The sequence below is a fragment of the Amphritea opalescens genome, assembly GCF_003957515.1.
GTDB classification, from domain to species: Bacteria; Pseudomonadota; Gammaproteobacteria; order Pseudomonadales; family Balneatricaceae; genus Amphritea; species Amphritea opalescens.
In genome coordinates this window covers 70,722-97,453 of record NZ_RQXW01000013.1, presented here as the reverse complement: position 1 = coordinate 97,453, position 26,732 = coordinate 70,722, and the positions used below count along the sequence as shown (strand labels likewise).

Below are 26,732 nucleotides of genomic sequence, written 5' to 3'. Positions count from 1 at the left end.
TGCTCGCCAAGCTCACGGCTTAGGCGTAAAAAAACCGGATATATGTCCGGTTTTTTTGTGCCCTAATACTGTTAAAACAGTTTAAGCGCCTTCGGAAAAGTCCAGCTGTCGCCAAGCCTCATAAACGACCACCGCGACGGTATTCGATAGATTCAGACTACGACTCTCGGCTTTCATCGGTAAACGTAACCGCTGTTCAGGCGGTAAACTATCCAGCACCTCGGCCGGCAAGCCTCGAGTTTCTGGGCCAAACAACAACACATCTCCCGCAGCAAAATGCGCACCGGTATAGGGATGACTCCCTTTCGTGGTGAGCGCCCAGATAGTGCCCGTCGACAACTCATCCAAACAGCTCTGCAAGTCGGGATAACGCCCCACCTGAGCAAACTCATGATAATCAAGCCCTGCACGACGCAACTTTTTATCATCAAAATCAAAGCCTAACGGCTCAATCAGGTGCAACTTAAATCCGGTATTCGCGCACAAACGGATAATATTACCGGTATTGGGCGGTATTTCCGGCTGGTAAAGCACAACATGAAGCATAAAAAATCCCTGACTCACAATGAGGCAGGGATTATAGCCGAAACAGCGCGAATATTATTCCTCTATTGTTTCAGGCACATCATCCATACCTAACTCTTTAATCTTCCGCGTCAGGGTATTGCGCCCCCAACCCAGCAACAACGAGGCATCACGACGGCGCCCCGCCGTTTGCTTCAAGGCCGCTTCAATCATGATTTTCTCAAACGCCGGCACCGCCGTGTCCAAAATAGATGTTGAGCCTTGCTGTAACTGTTTTTCAGCCCAATTGCGCAGGGCTTTTTCCCAATTAGAGGTAACAACCTGCTCATCACCGGTCTGCTCCAGCAGCTCAGGGGGCAGATCACCGACCAAGACTTCGCGCCCAGACGCCATCACCGTCAACCAGCGACAGGTGTTTTCTAACTGACGTACATTACCCGGCCAAGGCAAGGTACTCAAAAACACCTCGGTATCGGGATGTAACAGTTTGGATTCAACACTCAACTCTTCCGCAGAGCTTTGCAAGAAATGCCGCGTCAAACGGGGGATATCTTCCCGCCGCTCTGCCAGCTTAGGAATATGAATACGGATAACATTCAGACGGTGAAATAGATCCTCACGGAAACGCCCTTCCTGCACCAACCGCTCAAGGTCTTGATGGGTCGCCGCAATAATACGCACATCCACCTTCACCGAAGTATGCCCTCCCACCCGATAGAACTCACCTTCGGCGAGCACTCGCAACAAGCGCGTTTGAGTGTCGGCGGGCATATCCCCGATCTCATCGAGAAACAAGGTGCCGCCGTCCGCCTGCTCAAAACGCCCAGGACGGGCTGAAGCAGCACCGGTAAAGGCGCCTTTCTCATGACCAAAGAGTTCAGATTCTATTAGATCTTTGGGAATAGCCGCCATATTCAAAGGAATGAACGACTTCGCCGCACGTGGGCTATGCTGATGCAAGGCATTCGCCACCAACTCTTTACCGGTACCCGATTCACCATTGATCATCACGGTGATATTCGATTGAGACAACCGCCCAATCGCCCGAAATACCTCCTGCATGGCCGGTGCTTCGCCGATAATTTCAGTCTGCGGTTCAGGCTCTTCGCCCCGCTGCTGTTGCTGTTCCCGCGCGTGCTCTACCGCCCGCATAACGAGCGCTGCCGCTTCATCAATATCAAACGGCTTAGGCAGGTACTCAAAGGCCCCCCCTTTATAAGACGCCACGGCACTATCCAGATCGGAATGCGCCGTCATAATAATAATGGGTAATTCAGGATGTTCTTCGTTGACGCGTTCCAACAGCTCTAGGCCATTGATACCGGGCATCCGAATATCACTAACCACAACGTCAGGCGACTCACGCTGCAGTTGTTGCAGCATACTATCGCCGCTCTCAAACAGTGTTACCCTAACCCCTTCACTGGAGAGGGCCTTGTCCATTACCCAACGAATTGAACGATCATCATCTACAATCCAGACAGATGCTGCCTTAGTCATCATTGTTGCTCCAGTGGTATTAATAGTTGAAAACAGGTTTCTCCCGGAACGCTGCGACACTCAATCAGCCCCCGGTGTTTTGCTAATACAGATTGCGCGATGGAAAGCCCCAGCCCAGTACCCACGGCACGGCCACTCACCATCGGATAGAAAATTTTCTGGCGCAGCGCTTTAGGTATGCCCGGACCGTTATCCGTTATCTCGACACAACACACTAACCGGTGCATCTCGGCACCTAAGGTCAAATTACGAATAACGCGGGTACGCAATATAATTTTCGGCTGCTCAGTCGCCGATTCCTGTAATGCCTGCATGCCATTTCTAACGATGTTCAGCACCGCTTGTATCAGTTGCTCACGATCCCCCATAAACTCGGGCAAACTAGGATCATAATCTTTTTGAATCGACACCTCGTTGCCTACTTCAGCCCCGACCAAACTACTCACATGTTCCAATATGGAATGGATATTAACCTCTTCCATCCGTGGCATTTTATGGGGGCCTAACATTCGATCAACGAGGTTTCTTAAGCGATCGGCCTCGTCAATAATCACGCGGGTATAATCATGCAAGCCCTCATCCGGCAGCTCTCGCTCAAGCAACTGCGCTGCACCACGCAAGCCACCTAATGGGTTTTTAATCTCATGGGCAAGCCCTTTAACCAAGGAGATGATCGTTTCATGATTACTCAACAGCTCCTCTTCCCGCGAAATCCGAATTAACCGATCCCGTGGCGTCAGTTCAATCAACACCAATCGGCCATACTGCTGCGGCATAGGATTAACACTGTAATCGATGGTGATCTCATGACCGGCCAACGTAACTAACTTGGCTTCGCGCTTAGTAAAGGGATGACCCATCTCAAGTGCCGCTGCGAGTGCGTTCTGATCATCATCAACAAGAAACCAATCATGAAAAGGTAATTGACGCAGACGACGAGCACTGGATTCAAGCAACATCTCAGCAGACGGATTCATGTAGACCAACTGCAACTGATCATCGACCAACACCGTCGCCGTCGTCAGGCTATCTAAAATATGTTTATGTAAATCAGGTGAATTCATCTTCGATGTCATGCCTCTCATCTTGCCATTATTCCGTTTAACTAAACGAATACGACGGTGATAAAGATATCTGCAAAAAGTAAACCAACTCAGTGCATAAATAAAAATAAGCACAGATTCGGGGAATCACAGCCATTCAAGCCCCACAACCGCTTTAGGCTAATGATAAGCATAGCACGAAACGCACCAAATCGGTGCACATAAAATCAAAGCCAAAAAAAAGCCTCCAGATCGGAGGCCTTATTATCAGTCGATTCGCAAGGAATTAAACTGAGTAGTACAGATCAAACTCAACAGGGTGAGTGGTCTGGCTTATTTTCTGACACTCTTCAGTTTTCAGAGCGATATAAGCATCGATCATGTCGTCAGTGAATACACCACCGGCAGTCAAGAACTCACGGTCCTGATCCAAAGCGGCCAACGCTTCTTCAAAAGAAGCTGCAACCGTTGGAATAGCCAGTGCTTCTTCAGCAGGCAGGTCATATAGATCTTTATCAGCAGGATCGCCAGGGTGGATCTTGTTTTTGATACCGTCAAGACCGGCCATCATCAATGAAGCAAAGCACAGATATGGGTTCGCTGATGGATCAGGGAAACGAGTCTCGATGCGATAAGCTTTAGGGTTCGTTACGTATGGAATACGGATAGAAGCAGAACGGTTACGGGCAGAGTATGCCAACATAACAGGCGCTTCAAAACCAGGAACCAAACGCTTGTAAGCATTGGTAGATGCGTTGGTCAGAGCGTTCAGCGCTTTCGCATGCTTGATAATACCCCCAATGTAGAACAGAGCTGTTTCGCTCATGCCCGCATAAGCATCGCCGTGGAAGATGTTAACGCCATCTTTAGACAGTGATTGGTGAACATGCATACCAGAACCGTTATCACCTACCAGAGGCTTAGGCATAAAGGTTGCTGTTTTGCCGTAGGCATGTGCAACATTATGTACGCAGTATTTCAGAATCTGCACTTCATCAGCCTTAGCTGTCAAAGTGTTAGGACCTACACCGATTTCACATTGGCCAGCGGTTGCTACTTCGTGGTGATGTACTTCGATGGTCAATCCCATCGCCGTCATCGCATCACACATAGCGGCACGCAGATCATGCAGGGAATCAACCGGCGGTACTGGGAAGTAACCCCCTTTTACCCGTGGACGGTGACCGGTGTTACCACCTTCGAAGTTGCTGTTAGTTGACCAAGATGCTTCTTCAGAACCGATTGAGTAGCCGCAACCACTGATATCAGCGTGCCATTTAACTTCATCAAACACGAAGAATTCTGGTTCTGGACCAAAGATAGCGGTATCCGCAATACCGGTAGATTTCAGGTAAGCTTCAGCACGCTTAGCAACAGAACGTGGATCACGCTCATAACCCTGACCCGTTGTAGGCTCTACGATATTACAACGAACAATAATGGTAGAGTCTTCAGCAAACGGATCCATCACAGAAGCAGAATCGTCTGGCTGCAGAATCATGTCAGACTCATTAATCCCTTTCCAGCCGCCGATGGACGAACCATCAAACATTTTGCCTTCTTCGAAGAAGTCTTCATTAATTTCGGTTACTGGAATCGTAACGTGCTGCTCTTTACCGTGCGTGTCGGTAAAACGCATGTCGACCCACTTAACATCATGTTCTTTGATCAGATTCAGAGTCTCTGACATTTGACTTTCTCCACTCGATTATATTGCCAGACCCCTAACCAATTACAAAAGACTCGTTCACAGTCCAATCAGTTAGGCTTATTACGCTTTTAAGCAGCAAGAGGTATGCCAGTCAATATAAGCACCGAAAACACGCGATAAACAGCGGCTTTGGTCGAATTTGATACAATATCCATCCTAATTAGCGAACCAAAACAGAGCACGAAAACTAGATATCGAACCAAAAGAGTGCAGGCTATATTTTCCCGATTTACCTCGATTCTTACTGCCTCAAAAAGGTGCCTTCATAATACGCTAACCCATAAGACTTATCCTCTAAAAGAGATCGCCAAACCGGAAAAAAAACTATTTTTACTATTCTCTACATAAGAAAGACGCAGCGACCTGATAACTCATGTATAATGTGCGCTTCTAAAATTTGTCTGCACAGGTTCCCAGACGTGATCGAAAAATTAAGAAACATCGCAATTATTGCCCACGTTGACCATGGTAAAACCACTCTGGTTGATAAACTGCTTTCTCAGTCCGGTACGCTGGGACGTCGCGACGAAGGCACTGAACGGATCATGGACTCCAATGATCAAGAGAAAGAACGCGGTATCACCATTCTGGCTAAGAACACTGCCATCGAGTGGAATGATTACCACATCAACATCGTAGACACCCCCGGACACGCCGACTTTGGTGGCGAAGTAGAACGGGTTCTGTCAATGGTTGATTGCGTATGCCTCTTGGTTGATGCGGTTGATGGCCCAATGCCTCAAACACGTTTCGTGACACAAAAAGCCTTCGAACAAGGCTTGCGTCCTATCGTTGTTGTTAACAAGGTTGACCGTCCGGGTTCACGCCCAGACTACGTTATCGATCAGGTGTTTGACCTGTTTGACAGCCTCGGTGCAACCGACGAACAGCTAGACTTCCCTATCATCTATGCTTCTGCACTGAATGGTGTTGCGGGTAAAGAGCCTGATGCATTAGCCGATGATATGACTCCGCTATTTGAAGCGATCATTGAACACGTTAATCCACCACAGGTTGATACCGACGGTCCATTCCAGATGCAGATCTCTGCATTGGATTACAACAGCTATGTTGGCGTTATCGGTGTAGGCCGTGTGAGCCGCGGTTCGGTTAAACTGAACCAAATGGTTAAAATCATCGACCGCGACGGCAATGTCCGTAACGGTAAAGTTCAGAAGATCATGGGCTACCTTGGCCTAGATCGTGTTGAAGTTGAAACAGCTCAAGCGGGCGATATTATCTGTATCACCGGTATTGATGCACTTAACATCTCCGATACGCTATGTGATCCAGCGACGGTTGAAGCGCTACCGCCACTGTCTGTCGATGAGCCAACCGTTTCCATGACTTTCCAGGTAAACGATTCTCCTTTTGCCGGTAAAGATGGTAAATACGTCACTAGCCGTAACATCAAAGATCGTCTGGATCGCGAACTGATTCACAACGTTGCACTGCGCGTTGAACAGGGCGACTCTCCTGAGAAGTTCAAAGTTTCTGGCCGTGGTGAGTTACACCTGTCCGTACTGATCGAATCCATGCGTCGTGAAGGCTTCGAGCTGGGTGTGTCCCGTCCTGAAGTAATTCAGAAAGAAGTTGACGGTAAAACCCACGAGCCTTTCGAAACCGTGATGATCGATGTTGAAGAACAGCATCAAGGTAACATCATTGAAGAACTAGGCAAGCGCCGTGGCGATATGAACAATATGGAAGTAGACGGCAAAGGCCGTGTACGTCTGACGTTCCTTATCCCATCTCGTGGACTGATCGGTTTCCGTTCACAGTTCCTGACCATGACATCCGGTACCGGTATCATGACTTCTGTCTTTGACCACTACGGTGAAGTTAAAGAGGGTGAAGTGATCAGCCGTAACAACGGTGTGCTGGTATCAATGGTAACTGGTAAAGCACTGGGTTACTCACTCTGGAACTTGCAAGAACGTGGCCGCCTGTGCGTTGAACCCAATATCGAAGTTTATGAAGGTATGATTCTGGGTATTCACAGCCGTAGCAACGACCTTGCGGTAAACCCAATCAAAGGTAAGCAACTAACCAACGTACGTGCTTCCGGTACTGACGAAAACATTCAGTTGACTCCGCCGGTTCGCTTTACGCTGGAACAAGCGCTGGATTTCATCGAAGATGATGAGCTAGTCGAAGTAACTCCAGTTTCTATCCGCATCCGTAAGAAGTTGCTGACTGAAAACGAGCGGAAACGCTACTCTCGTTCAGGTAAATAAACACCCTCGTTTAATTACTTCTGCACGTAAATAGCTCGGACAGTGGCCACTGTTCCGAGCTATAATCTTGGTGTCTGTCAGCTCACAAGGACGCACCTAAGATGAACATCCTCTTTCCTGATATCAATCCCTACAAACAGCACCAACTGGCTGTTGATGATCTGCATACACTCTATGTTGAAGAGAGTGGCAACGCCCAAGGCATACCTGTTCTGTTTATACATGGCGGACCCGGTGGCGGCACCAGCGGCACTCATCGAAAATTCTTTGATCCTGAAAAATACCGTATTATTCTGTTCGACCAGCGTGGTTGTGGACAATCGACACCCCATGCCGAACTCACAGACAACAATACGCAACAGCTCATCGGTGATATCGAAAAGATTCGTGAATATCTTAATATCGATCAGTGGCTACTGTTTGGCGGCTCTTGGGGTTCAACCCTAAGCTTACTCTACGCCGAAAGCTTTCCTGAACGGGTATCCGGCATGATTCTACGGGGTATCTTTCTCTGCCGTGAACGGGATATTCATTGGTTCTATCAAGAAGGCGCCAGCGCTATATTCCCCGACTACTGGCAGGAATATCAAAAAGTTATTCCCGCGCAGGAACGTGGCGATATGTTGCAGGCTTACTATCAACGCCTGACATCGGATAACGATATTGCCCGAATGTCTGCCGCCAAGGCTTGGTCTATTTGGGAAGGCCGCTGTTCAACACTGAATCCGAACAACGATGTCGTCGATCATTTTGGTGCTCCCCATATTGCTCTGGCGATGGCTCGAATAGAAGCCCACTACTTTATCAACAAGGCCTTTATCGACACCAATCAGATCATCCGCGATGCCCATAAGATTCAACATATCCCGACCGTCATCGTACATGGCCGTTATGATATGGTATGCCCAATTGAGCAAGCTTTTGCCTTGCAACAGGCGCTACCTCAAGCAGAACTCCACATCGTTAGAGATGCGGGGCACAGCGCGTTTGAGCCGGGTATCACCGATAACCTGATCAAAGCGACGAAACAGTTTTCACTCTCAAAAGCCTAGTCGTCAGTCATAATAATAAGGAATACAGTTGAAAGCACTTATTCAGCGGGTCAGCTCCGCCTCGGTTGATATTGCCGGCGAACGCCATGGGGAGATTGGCGGCGGCACATTGGTATTGTTAGGGGTTGAAAAAAACGATGACGAAGCCTGTGCCGATAAACTGTTGCAGAAAATTCTGCATTACCGAATGTTCAGCGACGCGGATGGCAAAATGAACCTTAACCTGCAACAGCATGAAGGAGGACTACTGATCGTCTCTCAGTTCACCCTCGTCGCTGACACCGCCAAAGGTCTGCGGCCAGGTTTCTCTAAAGGGGCAACCCCGCAACAGGGGGAAGCGCTTTATGATTATTTTGTACAACAGGCCCGCGCCCTGCATCCTGATGTTGCTACCGGCGTTTTTGGGGCTAATATGCAGGTCAGCCTAATCAATGATGGCCCAGTCACCTTTCTGCTGGAAGTATAACGAGATGGATACCGCCTTCGCCTTGGCTGAACGTATCTTCCTAACGGTATTCCCTCTCTTCGCCATCGTGCTGGGCGGCTACCTTTATGGCCGTTATAAAAAGCCCGATATGACGCTGGCAAACCAGCTCAATATGGATATCTTTGTGCCAGCACTGGTATTTTTTGTGCTGTCAGACAAATCCTTCGATCTAGTCAAATACCAAGGGCTCGCCATTGGCGCAGCGCTCGTTATTCTAGGGTCGGGCTTGTTACTCTGGCCGCTATGCAAAATACTTAAAGTGCAGCCAAAAACCTTCCTACCGCCGATGATGTTTAGCAACAGCGGCAATTTAGGTCTCCCGCTGATCATTCTCGCGTTTGGCGAACAAGCACTACCCGCTGCGATTATGCTGTTTATTGTTGAAATGACGCTACATTTCACTGTGGGCATCTACATGATGGATCACCGCACTAACCCTTGGCGACTGCTGCGGATGCCGATCATCATCGCCACCATCGCTGGTCTTGCATGGAGTAGCCTGAGTTTACCGATGCCCGCATCGATAGCCACAAGCCTCGATATGCTCGGCCAGATATCGATTCCGCTGCTGCTATTCACCCTCGGCGTTCGACTGATCACGGTCGACTTTAGTGCTTGGCGAATCGGCGTGACTGGCGCGGTGCTCAGTCCGCTCGCAGGCATCCTGATCGCCTACGCGGTGCAACAGCTGCTACATCTCGATGCTGAGCAGTTTGTGTATCTGATAATCTTCGGAGCCTTACCGCCTGCGGTGCTCAACTACATCGTGGCGGAACAGTACAATCAGGAGCCTAAGCAGGTCGCCTCTATTGTGCTGCTGGGGAACATGGGCGCTTTGCTATTCATTCCCGCTACTCTAGTATTCGTGTTATAAAAAAGGCTACCGGAAGGTAGCCTTTAGCACACAACTCGACAGCCTTAGGCATATCTAATACCCCTAAAGCCCACAACTATGAGGGTTAAAATCTTACTGCGGATCCTCTACGGCGATACTCTGCATATTTTTCGCCACGGTAGCATTACCGATACCCTTTACGTTGGTCAGTTCATCAATGGTTTTAAACGGACCATTCGTTTCTCGGTATTCAATAATAGCCTTAGCCTTGGCTGGCCCAACCCCGCGCAATACTTCGACAAGCTGATCGGCAGAGGCGGTATTGATATTCACCATCGGCTCGGCCAACGCCCCCAATGGAAAACTCAGACACACAAGCAGTAACAACGATTTTAAGTATGAACTCCATTTCATAGTCATTTCCTTCTGTTTGCTAAACAAAAAAAACCGGTATTAGCCGGTTTTTTAAGTAATAGCATAAAACTGAAAGGTGACAACTACCGTGCCGCAAGAATCTCTTGCTGTATCCGTTCCAGTGCCACAACGGGGGTTTCTGACTGTGTGATCGGGCGTCCAATCACGAGATGAGTACTCCCTGCAGTGATTGCCTCGCCTGGCGTCATAATACGTTTCTGATCACCCGTTGCAGCATCTGCTGGGCGAATCCCTGGCGTAACCAATTGAAAGTCGGAATGGAGCATCTCACGTAAAGGAGTGACCTCTTGAGCAGAACAGACGATGCCATCCAACCCACTCTGCTGAGTCAGTAAGGCGAGTCTCTTCACTTGCTCTAACGGCTCAATATCCAGCCCGATATCCGCAAGGTCTTGACGCTCCATACTGGTCAACACTGTCACCGCAATCAACAGAGTCTTAGCACCACTCACCTGATCCAATTCATTACGCGCCGCTTCCATCATGCGCCGACCACCCGATGCGTGAACATTCACCATCCACACCCCCATCTCGGCAGCAGCACGAACAGCCTTGGCGGTGGTATTGGGGATATCATGAAATTTTAGATCCAGAAATACTTCAAAACCTTTACCATGAAGCGACTCAACCACCGCAGGTCCCGCCCGGGTAAATAGCTCTTTACCTACTTTGACGCGACATTTTTGAGGATCTAACTGATCGGCCATCTTCAAGGCTGACAGCATATCCGGATAATCCAACGCAACGATAACCCGTTTAGCATCATTCATTTACTTACATCTCATACAGATTATGATCCGGACTATTCGCCTTCGAGCCCATGGATCGGTTTAGTCGTCCCCCAGTTCTGACAGGACGGACATTGCCAATGCAATAATTTACCGGTAAAGCCGCATTGTTGACAGTGATACACCGGCTTGCTCAGTTCCAATTGCCCTGTCAAACCGCGTAACACCATCAAGCTTTCATTCGTTCCCTTCGCCGCATGGGCAATATACAGGTCGATCAGTTGGTTAAACCCTTTCAGCGACGGACGTTTTTTCAGCTGATCCGTAATAAAGGCACCCGCGGGATAAGCCCCTTGCTGCTCGACAATAATATCCGCGAGCGCCAACATAATGCTCGTTGATGGATATTTATTGAGCCACTGCTTCATTAGGCGTTCAAATTCAGCGGGCTGATTCAACGCTCGGTAGCAATGTCGCAAACGGAAAATGGTTTCAGATAAAAACACACTATCTTGACCCGCGATCTGCTTTAAAGCTGCTATCGCCTTTTTCCACTCTTCCTGTTTTATCGCTATATCGGCTAATAACAAGTTCGCACGAATACAACGATAATCAAAGCTTAGCGCCTTATTGAGCTTACTGATTGCATGACGGTAACGCTGTTGCGCCATATAGCGCTCGGCTAATTCACAGCAGTAATGACTCAATTCAACTTCGAGCCCCTGCAACTCATGCGCACTGAGTTGCTGTGCAACCTCGAGCGCCTGCCCCCACTCTTTCTCTTTGGCGTAGAGCTTGATTAACAGTGCCGCCGCGCTTTCAAGCACTTCGGCAGCAGGGCGCTGGGATCTAATCTCTAGCAGCAAGTTTTCGGCCCGATCCAGCAAACCCACCGCGTAGTAATCCAGTGCCAAAGCCATCTGGATACGCATAAAATCATCATGGGAGAGATCTGAACGAGCTAATAAGCTCTGATGAATCTGGATAGCACGCTCTACATCGCCTTTCTTACGAAAGAGTTTCGCGAGGGCGATGTGGGCAGGAATCGTGTCGGAGTTAATTTCGAGCGCCCGAATAAAGCTATCGATCGCTTCATCCGTTTTTTCACTCAATAGAAAATCTAAACCGCGAAAATATTCCAGTTGCAGCGTATTTTGAACAGGCTGTTTATTATTCTGACGCCGACCCAGCAGCCAACCCATTGCTACCGCAATAAATAACGGAATAATAAACAGATATTCATTCATTTTAGGTAGCGCGTTTCATGGCCGCTGTGCGTAGCTGATCCAGCTCCTTATCGGCTGAGCTAATTTTACGTCGAGCAGATTGAAGTTTAAGCTTCAGCACCATCACAAAAATACTGCTGATCACAACGCCCGCGATACCGCCCACTACAAAACTCGCCATCAACCATAACGACAAACTCGCTTCTGGCAGTGTAAAGAAAAACAGATTAATCGACACCAGCTCTGTATTCAGTGTGGCAAAGGTCCAGCCACAAAATAGAAATACAAGACATAGCGCCAGTACCAGTAACATTTTTAACCAACGCATTTTTTACCCCTACTGTCATTAAATCCTTTAAGATCTTTCATTTTTTAAACTATCGTTGACCTGCTCTCGCAGCTCTTTGCCTGGTTTAAAGTGCGGTACATATTTAGCATCCAACGAAACCGAATCACCCGTTTTTGGATTACGCCCCACTCTCGGCTCTCGAAAATGAAGGCTAAAACTACCAAAGCCTCTGATCTCGATACGATCACCTTGAGACAAAGACTCCGTCATATGGTCCAGCATAGTTTTAACGGCCAGCTCCACATCTTTAATAGAAAGCTGTTCATTCTGGTCAATCAAACGCTCGATCAGTTCAGACTTAGTCATGCTCACCCCCTGATATTACCGGCCTGATGTTTCATCAAACCGCTCATCAGACATTATGTTTATCCGTTACTATTCTTTTCCAACTGCGCCCTGATAAGATCACCAATGGTTGATGGCCCTTCAGAATCCAGCGGTTGATGCCTAATTGCATCCAGAGCCTGGTTTTCCTGTTGTTTTTCAAGCTGCTTGACAGATAAAGCAATGGTACCTGTACGTCGGTCAATTTTCACAATCAGTACGTCTAATGTCGTTCCCGCAGTGAACTGCTGACTCAAATCGTCTATCCGCTCAAACGAGGCTTCCTGCGCCTTAACAAACCCTTCGACACCTTCCGCCAGCTGAATCAACAACTGTTTCGACTCAACCTGACTAATCTTTCCCTGAACTACCGTACCTTTTGGATTAGCTGCCGTAAATACCGTAAAAGGATCATCCGATAGCTGTTTTATCCCCAATGAAACTCGTCCACGCTCAGCCTCAACCGATAATACAACAGCGCTGATCGTATCGCCTTTTTTATAAGCCTTAACCGCTTCGGCGCCTGGGTGATCCCAAGATAGGTCAGACAGATGAACTAATCCATCGATACCACCATCAAGCCCCATAAACAGACCGAAATCGGTGATTGATTTAATCACCCCAGAAACCTGTGATCCCGGTGGATGAGTAGCCGCAAAGCTATCCCAAGGGTTCGCTTGGCACTGCTTAATGCCTAAGGAGATACGCCGGCGCTGATCATTAATATCGAGGATCATGACCTCAATCTGCTCGCCTAGCTGCACAACCTTAGATGGATGAATATTCTTACCCGTCCAATCCATCTCAGACACATGCACTAAGCCCTCAATGCCCGGTTTTATCTCGGCAAAACAACCGTAATCGGCAATATTGGTAACCGTGACGTTAACCTTGCTGCCCACTGGGTAGGCTGCTTTGAATTCATCCCAAGGGTCAGCGGTTAGCTGTTTCATTCCGAGGGAGACTCGTCCCTTCTCTCGATCATACCGCAGCACCTTAACATCGATTTCATCACCGATACTAAGCAGTTCACTTGGATGTTTAACTCGTTTCCAAGCAATATCCGTAATATGAAGCAGACCGTCGACACCACCTAGATCGATAAAAGCACCGTAGTCGGTTAGGTTTTTAACCACACCCTTGACCGTCATCCCTTCATTCAGGGTAGCCAACAATTGGTCGCGTTGTTCATTGTAAGCGGTTTCGAGTACCGCCCGACGAGACACCACAACATTGTTGCTTTTGGCATCTAACTTAACCAGTTTGAATTCGAGTTCTGTATTTTCTAAATGAGAGGTGTCACGCAGAGGGCGAATATCAACCAACGAGCCAGGCAGAAAAGCACTTATGGTATTCAGGTCAACGGTTAATCCACCGCGCACCTTACCGGTAATGCGACCGGTAACAATTTCATCATTTTCGAGGGCTTGTTCAAGCACACCCCAAGACTCGGCTCGCTTCGCCTTTTCACGGGAGAGCAAGGTTTCACCGGAACCATCTTCTAGAGACACGAGGGCCACTTTGACTTCATCGCCAACCGCAACCGTCAGCTTGCCGTTATCATCTAGGAACTCGTTCCGAGGGATATTCCCTTCCGATTTCAAGCCCGCGTTGACGACCACAAAGTCACCATCAACCGCGACCACCGTCGCGCTGACAATCGAGCCAGGTTGCATATCCAGCTCGGTTAAACTCTCCTCAAATAGCTCAGCAAAACTCTCATTCATACCGGCCAAACCTCATATTTTTGCCGTTAACGCAGCCCTTTATGTCTTGCCTGATCTAATACAGCAGCCAAAACCGCCTCAATACTCAACTGAGTTGTATCCAATGTAATTGCATCGTCAGCAGGCTTAAGAGGTGCTACCGCGCGGTTCATATCGCGCGCATCTCTTACCTGAATATCTGCTAATATTGTCTGAAGACTAGCACCCACCCCCTTATTTATCAACTGGTTATATCGGCGGTTTGCGCGCTCTTCAGCACTGGCTGTTAAATAGACTTTTAGCGGCGCCTGCGGAAACACGACCGTTCCCATATCACGTCCATCGGCAATCAACCCGGGCTCTGAAACAAAGGCCCGTTGACGCTCTAACAATGCTTCCCTAACAGAACCAATTGCCGCAATCACCGATGCATCCGCACCACACTCTTCGGTACGGATCGTCTGCGTGACCTCTTCGCCTTCCAAAATAATCGTCACTTCATTCTGCGTGGCGGATGTTTCAAACTGTACATCCAAATGCGCGGCTAACACCACCAACGCATCTTCATCATCTAAGACAACACCATGATGTCTCGCGGCGAGGCCGACTAAACGATATAGCGCACCACTATCAAGCAGGTTCCAACCCAACTCCCGGGCCAAAAGACTACAGATTGTTCCTTTACCCGATCCGCTCGGGCCATCAACTGTAATCACTGGGAAATTTCCCATGTTACTTCTCCTGTTTACGAACCCTGATACCGACCTGTTGAGCTAACTCAACAAAGTTGGGAAATGATGTGGCCACATTAGCGCATTCACGAATTTCAATATTCCCTTTGGCTCGCAGGGACGCGATGGTAAATGACATCGCAATACGGTGGTCATCATGGCTTTCTATGACGCCGCCACCCATTTCGCTACCCCGAATAATAGCGCCATCCGGTGTGCCTTCGATATCAGCGCCCAGTATTTTCAGGCCATCAACCATCGCCTGAATACGGTCGCTCTCTTTCACTCGCAACTCTTCAGCACCCGTCAGGACGGTTTCACCTTCAGCGCAGACAGCCGCAATAAAGAGTGCTGGGAATTCATCAATCGCCAGCGGCACCTGATCTTCCGGTATATGGATACCTTTAAGAGGCGCATAGCGAATACGGATATCAGCAACGGGCTCGCCACCCACTTCACGTTCGTTCAGTAGCTCGAGATCACTACCCATCGCCCGCAGAATATTGATCACACCGACTCGGGTTGGGTTGATACCCACATGTTCGAGGGTAATATCGGAGTCAGGACAGATCGCCGCGGCTACCATAAAGAAGGTGGCCGAAGAGATATCCGCTGGCACATCGATCTTAGTCGCTGTCAACGATCCACCGCCGGATAGCGATACCTTGTTACCCTTCACATCCACCTGATAACCAAACCCACGCAGCATCCGTTCGGTGTGATCGCGGGTAGGCGCTGGCTCAGTGACCGTCGTTTCACCTTCGGCATACAGACCCGCCAACATGACACAGGATTTAACCTGCGCACTGGCCATCGGCATCTCATAGTGGATCGCCTTAAGCGCCTGACCACCTTTAATTTTAACCGGAGGACAACCGTTCTCGCCGGTATCCACCTGTGCACCCATCAGCCTCAATGGCTTGGCAACCCGTTCCATCGGCCGCTTACTCAGGGAAGCATCACCACTGAGCTCAGAATCAAATGCCTGACCCGCCAACAGCCCAGACATCAAGCGAATCGTGGTGCCGGAGTTACCCACATAGATAGGGCCGGGAGGCTGGCGCAGACCATTAATACCCACACCATAAATTTTCACGGCGCCCTGATGAGGCCCCTCGATGACTACCCCCATATCTCGGAACGCCTGCAAGGTCGCAAGGCTATCTTCGCCTTCGAGAAAGCCGGTCACTTCGGTGGTGCCATCGGCTAGAGAGCCCAGCATAATAGAGCGGTGAGAAATTGATTTGTCACCTGGCACTCGGATCGTGCCTTGCACCTGACCGCCGGGTTGAGCATGAAATGTTGCGTCTTTTATTTTCATATTTTGAGTGTAGGCTGAACCTGATAATATTCTAGAAAAATGTTCTCGAGCCGCTTTAGCACGGGTAAAAATCCCCAGCATGGCCTGACTTTCTTCTGTTTCAATCGCGTCTCTCAGCCGCTGAACGCCGGCGGAGAATTCATCGATTTTCTGTAAAATAGCCGTTTTATTCGCTAGGCCGATATCGTGCCACATGGTTGGGTCACTAGCTGCAACACGGGTAAAGTCCCTGAAGCCGCTGGCCGCATAACGAAAAATCTCGGTGCAATCCTGCTCCCGCGCCAAGGTATCGACCAGTGAAAAGGCCAATAAATGAGGCAGGTGGCTGGTTGCCGCCAATACTTCATCGTGGCGTGCGACATCCATTTGCAACACTTCAGCCCCCACCGCCTGCCACATTCTCGCAATGAGCGTCAGCGCCTCGCGATCACTTTGCGGCAGTGGCGTGAGAATAACCTTGTGATGTTCAAATAATGTTGCATCCGCCGCGGTGATACCGCTTTTTTCAGAACCGGCAATTGGATGCCCTGGAATAAAGCGTGCTGGCACTTCGCCAAACAACCTTTCAGCCGCCTTGACCACATTACCCTTCACACTGCCAACATCGGTCAGAATGGTTTCTGGCCGCAACACAGGCTTCAGTTCTGCGAGTACTGCTTCGATCGCTTTAACCGGCACCGCTAACACAATGACATCAGCAATAGCAGCTTCAGCCAACATATTATCGGCGGCTTCATCGATCACGCCGAGGCGCAACCCCGTTGCTAACTCTTCAGGGTCGCGGTCATATCCCACCACGGTGTGACATAATCGATGGGCACGTAAAGCACTCGCCAAAGAACCACCAATCAAACCCAAACCAATGACTAAAACTCTTTCAGTCAAACATCTCACGATCTATTCATCCTTTTCGCTATTTTGCAGCACCTGTTTAAAGGCCGCTAAAAAGCGATGATTCTCTTCGGGCAGTCCAACCGTCACCCGTAGGTGGTTAGGCATCCCATAATTAGCGACGGGTCTGACAATCACCCCTTCTTTTAATAGCGCAGCATACACCGGCCCGGCATCACGGCCGCAATCGACGGTGATAAAGTTACCCACAGAAGGTATCCAACTCACGCCCAACTGCTCACAGCCCTTTTCTAACTGCGCCATACCCGCATGGTTGAGTTCGACACAGTGCTGTAGATATTCCGTATCACTCAGTACCGCCACCGCCGCTTCTAATGCAGGAATGTTGACATTGAAAGGCTGACGCACACGGTTCAATAGATCAGTAATAGCGGCATCAGCCACCCCATAACCTATTCGCAGTCCAGCCAAACCATAAGCCTTAGAGAAAGTCCGCGTGATAATTAAGTTCGCATATTCACTCTGCAGCTCTAGCCCCGACAGATAGTCGGGCTCAGCAACATATTCAGCATAGGCCTCATCGAGTACCACAATCACATGTTCAGGGATTTTGGCCATAAAGGCCCGTAGCGCATCACCCGCAAACCAGGTACCGGTCGGGTTATTCGGGTTTGCCAAAAAGATAATTCGCGTTTTATCGGTGACGGCCGCCGCCATCGCATCAAGATCATGGCCCCAAGTTTTCGCTGGCGTAACCACCGCGGTAGCGCTCGTTGATTGCGCCACTAACTGGTACACAATAAACGCGTGTTGCGAATAGATAACCTCATCACCCGGCAGCAAAAAAGCGTGCCCGATAATATCCAACACATCGTTAGAGCCATTACCCAAGGTGATCGTATCGGGATGAAAACCGTAACGCGTCGATAACTCCTGCTTCAGCTTAAAGCCACTCGCATCCGGATAACGACAACTCTCAAGCAGCGACGCCTGCACCGCAGCTATCGCCATCTCACTAGGTCCATGAGGATTTTCATTACTGGCCAGTTTAATACTGTTACTAATGCCCAGCTCTCGTTCTAACTCTTCCACCGGCTTGCCTGGTTGGTAAGGGTGAAGCCCCTGAACCCCTGGTGTTGCCAGTTGATAGAAATCACATGTCATGAAATTTGCTCCAGATCAGAGTACCGCAACCGGGTATGAACCCAATAACTTAAGCTCAACAGTCTCAGACTGCAGTTCCTGCAGTACCTTCTGAATATGCTTATTCGCCGCATGCCCCTCAAAATCAATATAAAAAGCTGAATGTGAGTTTTCGGAGTTTGCCGGCCGGGTTTCAATGCCTGTCAGGCTGATCTTATGTTTGTGAAAATGTTCTAGTAATTCATAGAGTGCGCCCGATTTGTCACGAACCGTGACCAGAATAGAGGTTTTATCCTGACCACTTTCACCCACCTCTTGATCACCAATAATCAGATAACGGGTACTGTTATCGGATTGGTCATCGATATTTCGAGCGACAACATTGAGTTGATACAGATCGGCTACCAGTTCACTAGCGATCGCCACAGCGCCAGCACCCTGCTTGATCGCCATGCGCGCCGCTTCAGCATTGCTATTCACAAGGATGCGTTCGGCTGATAAAAAGTGACTATCTAGCCAACTGCGACACTGTGATAGCGTCTGCTGAGGTAGGTAAATACGGGTAATTTGATCAAGACCAAGGTCATCGGCACGCAGCACATGGTGATGGATACGTAGTTCCACCTCACCGCAGATCGTCAGGTTAAAGCGCTTAAACAGATCGAGCGTATGACTGACAACGCCCTCGGATGAGTTCTCGATAGGTACGACACCGTAATGCGCACCGCCGGACTCCACTTCGCGGAAAACCTCATCACCACTGTTAAAAGGAATGCAGTGGGCAGAGTGACCAAAATGCTTACTCGCGGCCTGCTGGGTGAAGTTTCCTTCAGGCCCCAGAAAGGCAACATGCATCGGTTTTTCCAACGCCAGACACACGGACATCACTTCACGAAACAGCCGCGCCACTTCATGATCCGCCAAAGGACCTTCGTTGCGCTCCATCACCCGTCGCAGTACCTGAGCTTCACGTTCCGGACGATAAAACACCGCATCCTTAGAGCCCTGATACTTCTCTTTCACCTCCGCAACATGCTGGGCACAGCGGGCACGGTCGTTCAGCAGCCCGTGAATCTGCCGATCGATTGAGTCAATCTGATCACGCAGCAGTTTAAGTTCTTTTTCCTGATCACTCATGATTACTGCCCTCTACAACCCCCTTTCATACCAGACTTAACCATGACGCTGTGAAAAGTCCTGCATAAAGTCGATCAGCGCATCCACGCCCGCCTCTGACACTGCATTATAGATACTTGCACGCATACCACCGACTGAACGGTGACCGGGAAGATTGAGAAGACCGCTTTTTTCAGCTTCAGCAAGGAACTGCTTATCAAGATCAGCATTAGCCAAAACAAAGGGCACATTCATCCACGAACGAGCGTTCAGCGCGACCGGATTTGAATAGAAGGCATTACTGTCGATCGCCCCGTAGAGCTTCTCAGCTTTACGCTGGTTAGCCTCGGCTATCGCCTCGACACCGCCCTGCGCTTTCAACCATTTAAAGACCAACCCAGCCAGATACCAACCAAAAGTAGGCGGCGTATTCAGCATAGAATCAGCACCCGCGGTGACTTTATAGTCAAAAAGCGCCGGTGTAGAAGGAAGTATATTACCGAGCAGATCTTCGCGAATAATAACAACCGTCAGTCCGGCAGGGCCGATATTTTTTTGCGCGCCAGCGTAGATCATGCCAAAACGGCTAACATCGATCGGACGCGAAAGAATATTGGATGACATATCAGCCACCAACGGCACATCACCGGTGTCAGGGATATAGTCAAACTCAACCCCGCGAATGGTTTCATTCGGCGTATAGTGCACATAAGCCGCTTCAGGATTAAGCTTTAGCTCTTCTTGAGACGGTGCGCGAGTGAAGTTATTGTCTGCCATATCAGCAACAACGTTGACCTCGCAGTAACGTGCAGCTTCTTTGATGGCTTTCTTTGACCAATCACCGGTATTGATATAATCAGCGGTGGTTTTGCCCCGCAGCAGGTTCATCGGAATCATGCTGAACTGGCTACTAGCGCCGCCCTGCATAAAGAGAACCTTATAATTATCAGGAATCTGCATCAAATCGCGCAGATCTTGTTCAGCTTCAGCCGCCACACCCACAAATTCAGGGCTACGGTGGCTCATTTCCATGATGGAAAGGCCTAGGCCATGCCAATTCAACAGCTCTTTCTGAGCCAGTTTTAGGACATCTTCAGGCAGTGCAGAAGGACCCGCACTGAAATTGTAATTACGTGTCATTTTGATAGATCTGCTACAAAGTTCGTGAAAATGGTTCTGTATAAACTTGTGTAAAACCGATTATCCAAAACCGATTGTGTAAAACCGATTCTATAAAACCTAGCTATATCGCTGAGTGATATAACTGAGCCTGTCCTGCAAAGCAGGCAAGCCAAGCCCTTAGAACCAGACTCTATGAGTCCTATTCGATAACAACGCACCCAGACAAAAATGTGCGGCCAGTGCCGCACATTTTTTAGCCTTGATGCTTATTCTTGATCATCCTCAAGTGGCGCGTCAGGACTATCCGGTGCCTCGTCAACCTCAGTATCAGGCGCATCAGCAACCTCACCCTCAATCAACTCATCATCGGTTTCTTCAGGTTCTTCCGGCTCTTCGATTCGTGCAACACCGACAAGATTTTCATCTTTAGCCACGCGAATGACCCGAACGCCCTGGGTATTACGCCCCAACACCGAAATCTCTTCACTGCGGGTACGTACCAATGTGCCCTGATCACTGATCAACATCACATCATCGCCTTCGAACATCTGCACCGCACCGATCAATTGACCATTACGGTCGGTGCACTGCATGGCGATAACGCCCTGTCCACCACGTCCATAGGTTGGGAAATCCTCAACCGCCGTCTGCTTACCATAACCATTAATACTGGTGGTCAGAATACGGCCATGCTCCTGCGGAATGATCAGCGAGATAACCTTAGCATCCTGCGCCAATTTAATACCACGCACACCGCGGGCTGTCCGGCCCATAGGTCGCACATCATCTTCAGCAAAGCGGATCGACTTGCCTTGAGAAGACACCAACATCACCTCAGCAGTACCATCGGTAATCGCGGCACCGATCAGGGTATCGCCTTCATCCAGCGCCAAAGCAATCAGGCCGGTTGAACGCGGACGGGAGAAGTTAACCAGTGGTGTTTTCTTCACCGTACCATCGGCGGTCGCCATAAAGACATAATGCTCATCGGCATATTCATTCACCGGCAGAATAGTGGTGATACGCTCACCTTCCTGCAACGGTAGAATATTCACAATAGGACGGCCACGGGCAGCGCGACTCGCTTGCGGAATTTCATACACCTTGAGCCAGTACACCTTACCTAGGTTGGTAAAGCACAAAATGGTGTCATGGGTGCTGGCAATCAGCAGTTTTTCGATAAAGTCTTCATCTTTAACCGCTGTTGCCGATTTACCTTTACCGCCGCGACGCTGAGATTGATACATGGTCAGCGGTTGGGTTTTGGCATAGCCGCCGTGAGATATAGTCACCACCATATCTTCTTCAGCGATCAAATCGGCAACGGTGAAGTCTTGCTGCGATGCGATGATATCAGTACGACGCTCATCACCGAACTCTTCAACAATCAGCTCTAGTTCTTCACGGATCACTTCCATCAAGCGCTCAGAGCTATTCAGAATCGCCAACAATTCAGCGATACGGTCTAGCAATTCACGGTATTCCGCGATCAGCTTGTCATGTTCCAGACCGGTTAAACGGTGTAGACGTAACTCAAGAATCGCTTGAGCCTGGGCAGGCGACAGGTGATAGACACCGTCATGCATGCCGTACTGCGCTTCAAGGTCTTCTGGACGACAGGCATTTTCGCCAGCACGTTCCAGCATCACCGTCACTTCACCGGGCTGCCATTCAGTCTCAATCAAACGTTCTTTGGCTTCAGCAGGGCTCGGCGAGCTCTTAATCATCTCGATAACAGCATCGATGTTCGCCAGTGCAATCGCCAAACCTTCCAGAATATGGCCACGCTCACGTGCCTTACGCAGCAAGTAAACGGTACGACGGGTAACGACTTCGCGACGGTGACGGATAAAGCATTCAAGAATCGATTTCAGATCGAGGGTACGCGGTTGACCATCAACCAGCGCGACCATGTTGATACCGAAAACGTTTTGCAACTGAGTCTGAATAAAGAGGTTATTCACCACTACTTCAGACACTTCGCCTTTACGCAGTTCGATAACGATACGCATACCGTCTTTATCGGACTCGTCACGCAGTTCGGTAATGCCTTCGAGTTTTTTCTCTTTAACCAGCTCGGCGATCTTTTCGATCAAGCGGGCTTTGTTCACCTGATAAGGGATCTCGGTAAAGATAATCGATTCTTTACCATTCTTATCATTGGTTTCGATATGGTGCTTAGCGCGCAGATAGATGCGGCCACGACCCGTTTGATAGGCCTGCAGAATCCCTGCACGGCCATTAATAATAGCCCCTGTCGGGAAATCAGGTGCTGGAATATATTCCATCAACCCATCGATACCCAGCTCGGGATTATCGATCAGGGCGATACAGCCACGAACGATCTCACCGAGGTTATGGGGTGGAATATTCGTCGCCATACCGACGGCAATACCGGCGGAACCGTTCACCAAGAGTGTTGGCACTTTCGTTGGCAACACTTCCGGAATCTGTTCGGTGCCATCATAGTTCGGCACGAAATCGACGGTTTCCTTGTCTAGATCGGCAAGTAACTCATGCGAAATTTTCGCCATCCGGATTTCGGTATAACGCATCGCCGCGGCTGAATCACCATCGACGGAACCGAAGTTACCCTGACCATCAACCAACATATAACGCATCGAGAACGGCTGCGCCATCCGTACGATGGTGTCATAAACAGCACTATCACCGTGTGGGTGATATTTACCGATGACGTCACCTACCACACGGGCAGATTTTTTATATGCTTTGTTCCAGTCGTTGTTAAGCTCGCTCATGGCGAACAACACCCGACGGTGTACAGGCTTAAGTCCATCTCGTACGTCTGGTAACGCACGCCCCACGATTACGCTCATAGCGTAATCCAGATATGACTGCTTCAGTTCATCTTCGATGTTAACTGGCAGAATCTCTCTGGCTAAATCACCCATAATAGCTCTGGCTATCCTTGAATCTGACTGCTGAGAATTAAGTGGTTAAACCCACCGTGAAAGCGGTAAACCCTAAGCCCTCGAGTATACCATAAAGAAACACCAATACTCTCGCAAAATTAAGGTCTTGGAGAGCAGAACTACGCTTCTAAGCAGTTCCCATGCGGACATCCTGTATTCGCCCCTGCAGCGGTGCTAGAATGTCGCAGAATTATGACCTGACAAGAGCTTTTGGCGAAGAATATGACACACACCCAGAACAACACGGGCGCAAATATTGACCCCCAGGAAATTGCAAAATTCGAAGAACTGGCCAGCCGGTGGTGGGATCGTGACAGCGAATTTAAACCACTCCACGATATCAACCCGCTACGGGTCGACTTTATCGACCGAATTGCATCCCTGAGTGGCAAAAAAGTGCTCGATGTCGGCTGCGGCGGCGGCATACTCTCTGAAGCGATGGCACACCGTGGCGCCGAAGTCACCGGCATCGATATGGGCGAAGCGCCTCTAAAAGTAGCCAAACTACACGGCCTAGAAAGCGGTGTTAGCGTCACATACCGTCAAGTCACGGTTGAAGAACTCGCGGCAGAGCAACCACAAAGCTATGACATCGTCACCTGCATGGAGATGATGGAACATGTACCCGACCCGTCATCCATCGTGGATGCCTGTAGCCAGCTAGTAAAACCCGGCGGCCATGTTATTTTCTCGACCCTAAACCGCAATCCGAAAAGCTATATGATGGCGATCATCGGGGCCGAATACCTATTAAAGCTGGTACCTAAAGGCACCCACGACTTTAATAAGTTTATCCGCCCATCCGAACTCGCCAACTGGATTCGCCAAAGTGGCCTGCAGAGCGAGAAGATTACCGGCCTCACCTATAATCCATTGAGCAAGAGCTACAAGCTCAACGACCGAGATGTCGATGTCAATTATATGGTTGCCACCCGGAAGCCCGACTGAGCGATGAACACAGCACTTCCTGAAGCGGTTCTATTCGACCTCGATGGCACACTGATCGACACCGCACCGGACTTTTATGCGGTGATCAATCAGCTATTAGCCGAGCATCAACGGCCGCCGATCAGCTACGCCTTTCTGCGACACTATGTGTCCAATGGCGCTCGAGCCATGATAGGCGCTGCGTTTGAACTCGCGGAGCAAGATGATCTTTATGACCAGCTCCACCCGCGCATGCTGGAGCTCTACCTGCAACACCTCGGCGTGGATACCAAACCCTTCCCCGGTATCCCGTCGCTACTTGACTGGCTAGGCGAACAACAGATCCCTTGGGGCATAGTCACCAATAAGCCTGAGTGTTATACCACGCCGCTCATGCGAGGGCTCGATCTACAACCGCCACCGGGCACCGTTATCTGCCCAGATCATGTACGCGACAAAAAACCCCATCCCGAAGCACTGTTTCTCGCCTGCAAAGAACTCAACTGCTCACCAGAGCGCAGCATCTATATTGGCGATCATGCACGGGATATTGAAGCGGGACGACGCGCAGGCATGCAAACCATCGCTGTCAGCTACGGCTATCTTAGCGAAGGTGACGACATTAATAGCTGGCAGAGTGACTTTCAGGCGCACCATGCCAACGAGATTAAACCCATTTTAGAAACCCTTTATAGCAACCGCTAGTCATTGAACACAGGAACAGCTATGTACGACTATCAGGCACCGGAAGACTTACTCCAAGGTAAAATCATTCTCGTCACCGGCGCTGGCGACGGTATTGGACGCGCAGCGGCGCTCAGTTATGCCGCTCACGGCGCAACCGTTATTTTATTAGGACGTACAGAGGAAAAACTCAATGCGGTCTACGACGAAATAGACGCCGCAGGTTATCCACAGGCAGCGATCATTCCGCTCAACTTAGAGACGGCTACCGAAACCGGTTTTGACCGGCTAGCAGCTATGTTGGAAGAGGAGTTCGGCAGAATCGATGGCATCTTGCACAACGCCAGCCTCCTGGGTTTACGCACTCCCATCGAAAGTTACGACCCCATCGTCTGGCAGCAAGTGATGCAAGTGAATGTCACTAGCGCTTTCATGCTGACTCAGGCGCTACTATCCCTGACAAACGATTCTGAAGACGCTTCGATCATCTTCACCTCTTCAGGCGTTGGCAGAAAAGGCAAAGCGTTCTGGGGTGCCTATGCGGTGTCTAAATTTGCCACCGAAGGCTTAATGCAGGTACTGGCCGATGAGCTGGAACACAATCAAAACATTCGCGTCAATACGATCAACCCAGGTGCAACCCGCACCAATATGCGAGTTAATGCTTATCCAGCAGAGAATCCAGAAAACAACCCAACGCCAGAAGAGATCATGCCACTCTATCTCTATCTGATGGGCCGCGATAGCCGCACGGTGACAGGCCAATCGATGAACGCACAGTAAATTGTTCCGCCATTAAACAAAAGTTCCGCTATTAAACAAAAAACGCAGCCTCATGGGCTGCGTTTTTTTATTTAACGATCCGAGCGTTTCGGCCCTACCGAGCGGCGCGTTTTCTGCCGCTTAGTCCGTCGTTCAGCAACCTCTTGCTCTTTAACCGACAACGGCTTGTTACGCTTCTGCTTCATATCCATCATACTGGACAGCATATTGATCTCTTTCTGAGTCAACTCCTTCCAATGCCCAGCCTTAACTTCACTCGGCAGGAAAAACGGCCCATAACGTACCCGCTTCAACCGGCTAACCTGAACCTCTTGTGACTCCCAGAGGCGTCGTACTTCACGATTACGACCTTCCATGATACAAACGTGATACCACTTATTCGCACCCTCACCGTTAAAGAACTGCACATCGGTGAAACGCGCCATACCGTCTTCCAGCAACACCCCTTTCTTGAGCGTCGCAATCATCGCTTCATCAACATTCCCCAGAATACGTACTGCATATTCACGGTCAATATTGGCTGAAGGGTGCATCAGGTTGTTCGCCAGATCACCATCGGTGGTAAACAACAACAAACCGGAGGTATTAATATCCAAACGGCCTACCGCAATCCAACGGCCCTGCTTTAACGGTGGCAGATGATCAAAAACCGTTGAGCGACCCTCTGGATCATGACGCGTCGCAATCTCACCTAATGGTTTATTATAAATAAGCACTCGACGTTCACTATCCCGGTCGAACACCATTTTCTTCGCTTCGCCGTCAACCTCTACCTCATCCCGAATCGAGATTCTGTCGCCGAGCGTTGCAACCTGACCATTAACACTAATACGGCCAGCTTCAATCCAACGTTCCATCTCACGACGTGAACCTAATCCGGAACGCGCCAAAACTTTCTGAAGTTTTTCGTCTATCACGACGCATCCCCTTAATTAATTTAATTTCAAAACAAAAAAAGACTA

Annotated in this window: 24 protein-coding genes; 7 read left to right on the top strand and 17 right to left on the bottom strand. The window is 49.4% G+C overall.

What is annotated here, in order from left to right:
- Nucleotides 1-81 precede the first annotated feature (81 nt).
- The 4 genes from trmL to glnA all read right to left on the bottom strand — a co-directional run bounded on the left by trmL (nt 82) and on the right by glnA (nt 4,758).
- Nucleotides 82-546, bottom strand: coding sequence for a tRNA (uridine(34)/cytosine(34)/5-carboxymethylaminomethyluridine(34)-2'-O)-methyltransferase TrmL (trmL, locus tag EH243_RS13940; protein WP_126159288.1), 465 nt, complete (start codon nt 544-546; stop codon nt 82-84).
- Nucleotides 547-600: 54 nt separating this feature from the next.
- The gene (gene glnG, locus EH243_RS13935; protein WP_126159299.1) at nt 601-2,025 is read right to left on the bottom strand and encodes a nitrogen regulation protein NR(I); all 1,425 of its coding nucleotides are present in this window, start codon (nt 2,023-2,025) and stop codon (nt 601-603) included.
- Complete coding sequence (gene glnL / locus EH243_RS13930; protein WP_126159287.1) at nt 2,025-3,089, bottom strand: nitrogen regulation protein NR(II); 1,065 nt, start codon at nt 3,087-3,089, stop codon at nt 2,025-2,027. Before glnL ends, glnG begins: the two co-directional genes overlap by 1 nt.
- 265 nt (nt 3,090-3,354) lie before the next feature.
- Nucleotides 3,355-4,758: a glutamate--ammonia ligase gene (gene glnA / locus EH243_RS13925; RefSeq protein WP_126159286.1), complete on the bottom strand. Its 1,404-nt coding sequence runs from the start codon at nt 4,756-4,758 to the stop codon at nt 3,355-3,357.
- A 440-nt stretch (nt 4,759-5,198) separates the two neighbouring features.
- Between glnA and typA the strand changes: the two genes are divergently transcribed.
- The 4 genes from typA (at nt 5,199) to EH243_RS13905 (ending at nt 9,429) form a co-directional block, all read left to right on the top strand.
- A complete protein-coding gene (typA, locus tag EH243_RS13920) occupies nt 5,199-7,016 on the top strand; it encodes a translational GTPase TypA (protein WP_126159285.1) in 1,818 nt (605 codons plus the stop codon).
- A 101-nt stretch (nt 7,017-7,117) separates the two neighbouring features.
- The gene (gene pip / locus EH243_RS13915) at nt 7,118-8,068 is read left to right on the top strand and encodes a prolyl aminopeptidase (protein WP_126159284.1); all 951 of its coding nucleotides are present in this window, start codon (nt 7,118-7,120) and stop codon (nt 8,066-8,068) included.
- A gap of 28 nt (nt 8,069-8,096) precedes the next feature.
- The gene (gene dtd, locus EH243_RS13910) at nt 8,097-8,534 is read left to right on the top strand and encodes a D-aminoacyl-tRNA deacylase (RefSeq protein ID WP_126159283.1); all 438 of its coding nucleotides are present in this window, start codon (nt 8,097-8,099) and stop codon (nt 8,532-8,534) included.
- Nucleotides 8,500-9,429: an AEC family transporter gene (locus EH243_RS13905; protein WP_420897539.1), complete on the top strand. Its 930-nt coding sequence runs from the start codon at nt 8,500-8,502 to the stop codon at nt 9,427-9,429. The genes dtd and EH243_RS13905 overlap by 35 nt, the downstream gene beginning before the upstream one ends.
- Nucleotides 9,430-9,522: 93 nt before the next feature.
- Here EH243_RS13905 and EH243_RS13900 read toward each other — a convergent pair whose 3' ends face one another.
- The 12 genes from EH243_RS13900 to gyrA all read right to left on the bottom strand — a co-directional run bounded on the left by EH243_RS13900 (nt 9,523) and on the right by gyrA (nt 23,355).
- The gene (locus EH243_RS13900; protein WP_126159281.1) at nt 9,523-9,804 is read right to left on the bottom strand and encodes a ComEA family DNA-binding protein; all 282 of its coding nucleotides are present in this window, start codon (nt 9,802-9,804) and stop codon (nt 9,523-9,525) included.
- 83 nt (nt 9,805-9,887) lie between these two features.
- Nucleotides 9,888-10,595, bottom strand: coding sequence for an orotidine-5'-phosphate decarboxylase (gene pyrF / locus EH243_RS13895; RefSeq protein WP_126159280.1), 708 nt, complete (start codon nt 10,593-10,595; stop codon nt 9,888-9,890).
- 32 nt (nt 10,596-10,627) lie between these two features.
- Nucleotides 10,628-11,800 carry a lipopolysaccharide assembly protein LapB gene (gene lapB, locus EH243_RS13890; protein WP_126159279.1) on the bottom strand — a complete coding sequence of 391 codons (1,173 nt, stop codon included), beginning with the start codon at nt 11,798-11,800 and terminating at the stop codon, nt 10,628-10,630.
- Between the two features lies 1 nt (nt 11,801).
- Nucleotides 11,802-12,107 (bottom strand): LapA family protein, encoded by a 306-nt coding sequence (locus EH243_RS13885; protein ID WP_126159278.1) that lies wholly within the window; start codon nt 12,105-12,107, stop codon nt 11,802-11,804.
- A gap of 27 nt (nt 12,108-12,134) precedes the next feature.
- Nucleotides 12,135-12,434 carry an integration host factor subunit beta gene (gene ihfB / locus EH243_RS13880; RefSeq protein WP_126159277.1) on the bottom strand — a complete coding sequence of 100 codons (300 nt, stop codon included), beginning with the start codon at nt 12,432-12,434 and terminating at the stop codon, nt 12,135-12,137.
- A gap of 59 nt (nt 12,435-12,493) precedes the next feature.
- The gene (rpsA, locus tag EH243_RS13875) at nt 12,494-14,179 is read right to left on the bottom strand and encodes a 30S ribosomal protein S1 (protein WP_126159276.1); all 1,686 of its coding nucleotides are present in this window, start codon (nt 14,177-14,179) and stop codon (nt 12,494-12,496) included.
- A 26-nt stretch (nt 14,180-14,205) separates the two neighbouring features.
- The gene (gene cmk / locus EH243_RS13870) at nt 14,206-14,889 is read right to left on the bottom strand and encodes a (d)CMP kinase (protein ID WP_126159275.1); all 684 of its coding nucleotides are present in this window, start codon (nt 14,887-14,889) and stop codon (nt 14,206-14,208) included.
- A 1-nt stretch (nt 14,890) separates the two neighbouring features.
- A complete protein-coding gene (locus tag EH243_RS13865; RefSeq protein ID WP_126159274.1) occupies nt 14,891-17,104 on the bottom strand; it encodes a bifunctional prephenate dehydrogenase/3-phosphoshikimate 1-carboxyvinyltransferase in 2,214 nt (737 codons plus the stop codon).
- 3 nt (nt 17,105-17,107) lie between these two features.
- Entirely contained in the window at nt 17,108-18,226 is a 1,119-nt protein-coding gene (hisC, locus tag EH243_RS13860) for a histidinol-phosphate transaminase (RefSeq protein ID WP_126159273.1), read from the bottom strand.
- A 15-nt stretch (nt 18,227-18,241) separates the two neighbouring features.
- Nucleotides 18,242-19,342, bottom strand: a complete 1,101-nt coding sequence (pheA, locus tag EH243_RS13855) for a prephenate dehydratase (protein ID WP_126159272.1) — start codon at nt 19,340-19,342, stop codon at nt 18,242-18,244.
- Nucleotides 19,343-19,378: 36 nt separating this feature from the next.
- Nucleotides 19,379-20,461, bottom strand: coding sequence for a 3-phosphoserine/phosphohydroxythreonine transaminase (gene serC, locus EH243_RS13850; RefSeq protein ID WP_126159271.1), 1,083 nt, complete (start codon nt 20,459-20,461; stop codon nt 19,379-19,381).
- Between the two features lie 248 nt (nt 20,462-20,709).
- Entirely contained in the window at nt 20,710-23,355 is a 2,646-nt protein-coding gene (gene gyrA / locus EH243_RS13845) for a DNA gyrase subunit A (RefSeq protein WP_126159270.1), read from the bottom strand.
- A gap of 243 nt (nt 23,356-23,598) precedes the next feature.
- Between gyrA and ubiG the strand changes: the two genes are divergently transcribed.
- Genes ubiG through EH243_RS13830 form a run of 3 tightly spaced genes read left to right on the top strand, consistent with a single transcriptional unit; the run spans nt 23,599 to nt 25,770 of the window.
- Nucleotides 23,599-24,324, top strand: coding sequence for a bifunctional 2-polyprenyl-6-hydroxyphenol methylase/3-demethylubiquinol 3-O-methyltransferase UbiG (gene ubiG, locus EH243_RS13840; RefSeq protein ID WP_126159269.1), 726 nt, complete (start codon nt 23,599-23,601; stop codon nt 24,322-24,324).
- Between the two features lie 3 nt (nt 24,325-24,327).
- Nucleotides 24,328-25,008, top strand: a complete 681-nt coding sequence (locus EH243_RS13835; protein WP_126159268.1) for an HAD-IA family hydrolase — start codon at nt 24,328-24,330, stop codon at nt 25,006-25,008.
- A gap of 21 nt (nt 25,009-25,029) precedes the next feature.
- Nucleotides 25,030-25,770: a YciK family oxidoreductase gene (locus tag EH243_RS13830; protein ID WP_126159267.1), complete on the top strand. Its 741-nt coding sequence runs from the start codon at nt 25,030-25,032 to the stop codon at nt 25,768-25,770.
- 71 nt (nt 25,771-25,841) lie between these two features.
- Here the strand turns inward: EH243_RS13830 and rluB are convergent, their stop codons facing one another.
- The gene (gene rluB, locus EH243_RS13825; protein WP_126159266.1) at nt 25,842-26,687 is read right to left on the bottom strand and encodes a 23S rRNA pseudouridine(2605) synthase RluB; all 846 of its coding nucleotides are present in this window, start codon (nt 26,685-26,687) and stop codon (nt 25,842-25,844) included.
- Nucleotides 26,688-26,732 lie beyond the last annotated feature (45 nt).

Coding starts and splice junctions, on each gene's coding strand:
- pheA (WP_126159272.1), bottom strand. CDS start 19,342: ATGAGTGATCAGGAAAAAGAACTTAAACTGCTGCGTGATCAGATTGAC.
- hisC (WP_126159273.1), bottom strand. CDS start 18,226: ATGACATGTGATTTCTATCAACTGGCAACACCAGGGGTTCAGGGGCTT.
- EH243_RS13885 (WP_126159278.1), bottom strand. CDS start 12,107: ATGCGTTGGTTAAAAATGTTACTGGTACTGGCGCTATGTCTTGTATTT.
- glnG (WP_126159299.1), bottom strand. CDS start 2,025: ATGACTAAGGCAGCATCTGTCTGGATTGTAGATGATGATCGTTCAATT.
- cmk (WP_126159275.1), bottom strand. CDS start 14,889: ATGGGAAATTTCCCAGTGATTACAGTTGATGGCCCGAGCGGATCGGGT.
- pip (WP_126159284.1), top strand. CDS start 7,118: ATGAACATCCTCTTTCCTGATATCAATCCCTACAAACAGCACCAACTG.
- glnA (WP_126159286.1), bottom strand. CDS start 4,758: ATGTCAGAGACTCTGAATCTGATCAAAGAACATGATGTTAAGTGGGTC.
- EH243_RS13830 (WP_126159267.1), top strand. CDS start 25,030: ATGTACGACTATCAGGCACCGGAAGACTTACTCCAAGGTAAAATCATT.
- EH243_RS13900 (WP_126159281.1), bottom strand. CDS start 9,804: ATGAAATGGAGTTCATACTTAAAATCGTTGTTACTGCTTGTGTGTCTG.
- EH243_RS13905 (WP_420897539.1), top strand. CDS start 8,500: ATGATGGCCCAGTCACCTTTCTGCTGGAAGTATAACGAGATGGATACC.
- ubiG (WP_126159269.1), top strand. CDS start 23,599: ATGACACACACCCAGAACAACACGGGCGCAAATATTGACCCCCAGGAA.
- glnL (WP_126159287.1), bottom strand. CDS start 3,089: ATGAATTCACCTGATTTACATAAACATATTTTAGATAGCCTGACGACG.
- ihfB (WP_126159277.1), bottom strand. CDS start 12,434: ATGACTAAGTCTGAACTGATCGAGCGTTTGATTGACCAGAATGAACAG.
- pyrF (WP_126159280.1), bottom strand. CDS start 10,595: ATGAATGATGCTAAACGGGTTATCGTTGCGTTGGATTATCCGGATATG.
- EH243_RS13835 (WP_126159268.1), top strand. CDS start 24,328: ATGAACACAGCACTTCCTGAAGCGGTTCTATTCGACCTCGATGGCACA.
- rpsA (WP_126159276.1), bottom strand. CDS start 14,179: ATGAATGAGAGTTTTGCTGAGCTATTTGAGGAGAGTTTAACCGAGCTG.
- lapB (WP_126159279.1), bottom strand. CDS start 11,800: ATGAATGAATATCTGTTTATTATTCCGTTATTTATTGCGGTAGCAATG.
- serC (WP_126159271.1), bottom strand. CDS start 20,461: ATGACACGTAATTACAATTTCAGTGCGGGTCCTTCTGCACTGCCTGAA.
- gyrA (WP_126159270.1), bottom strand. CDS start 23,355: ATGGGTGATTTAGCCAGAGAGATTCTGCCAGTTAACATCGAAGATGAA.
- trmL (WP_126159288.1), bottom strand. CDS start 546: ATGCTTCATGTTGTGCTTTACCAGCCGGAAATACCGCCCAATACCGGT.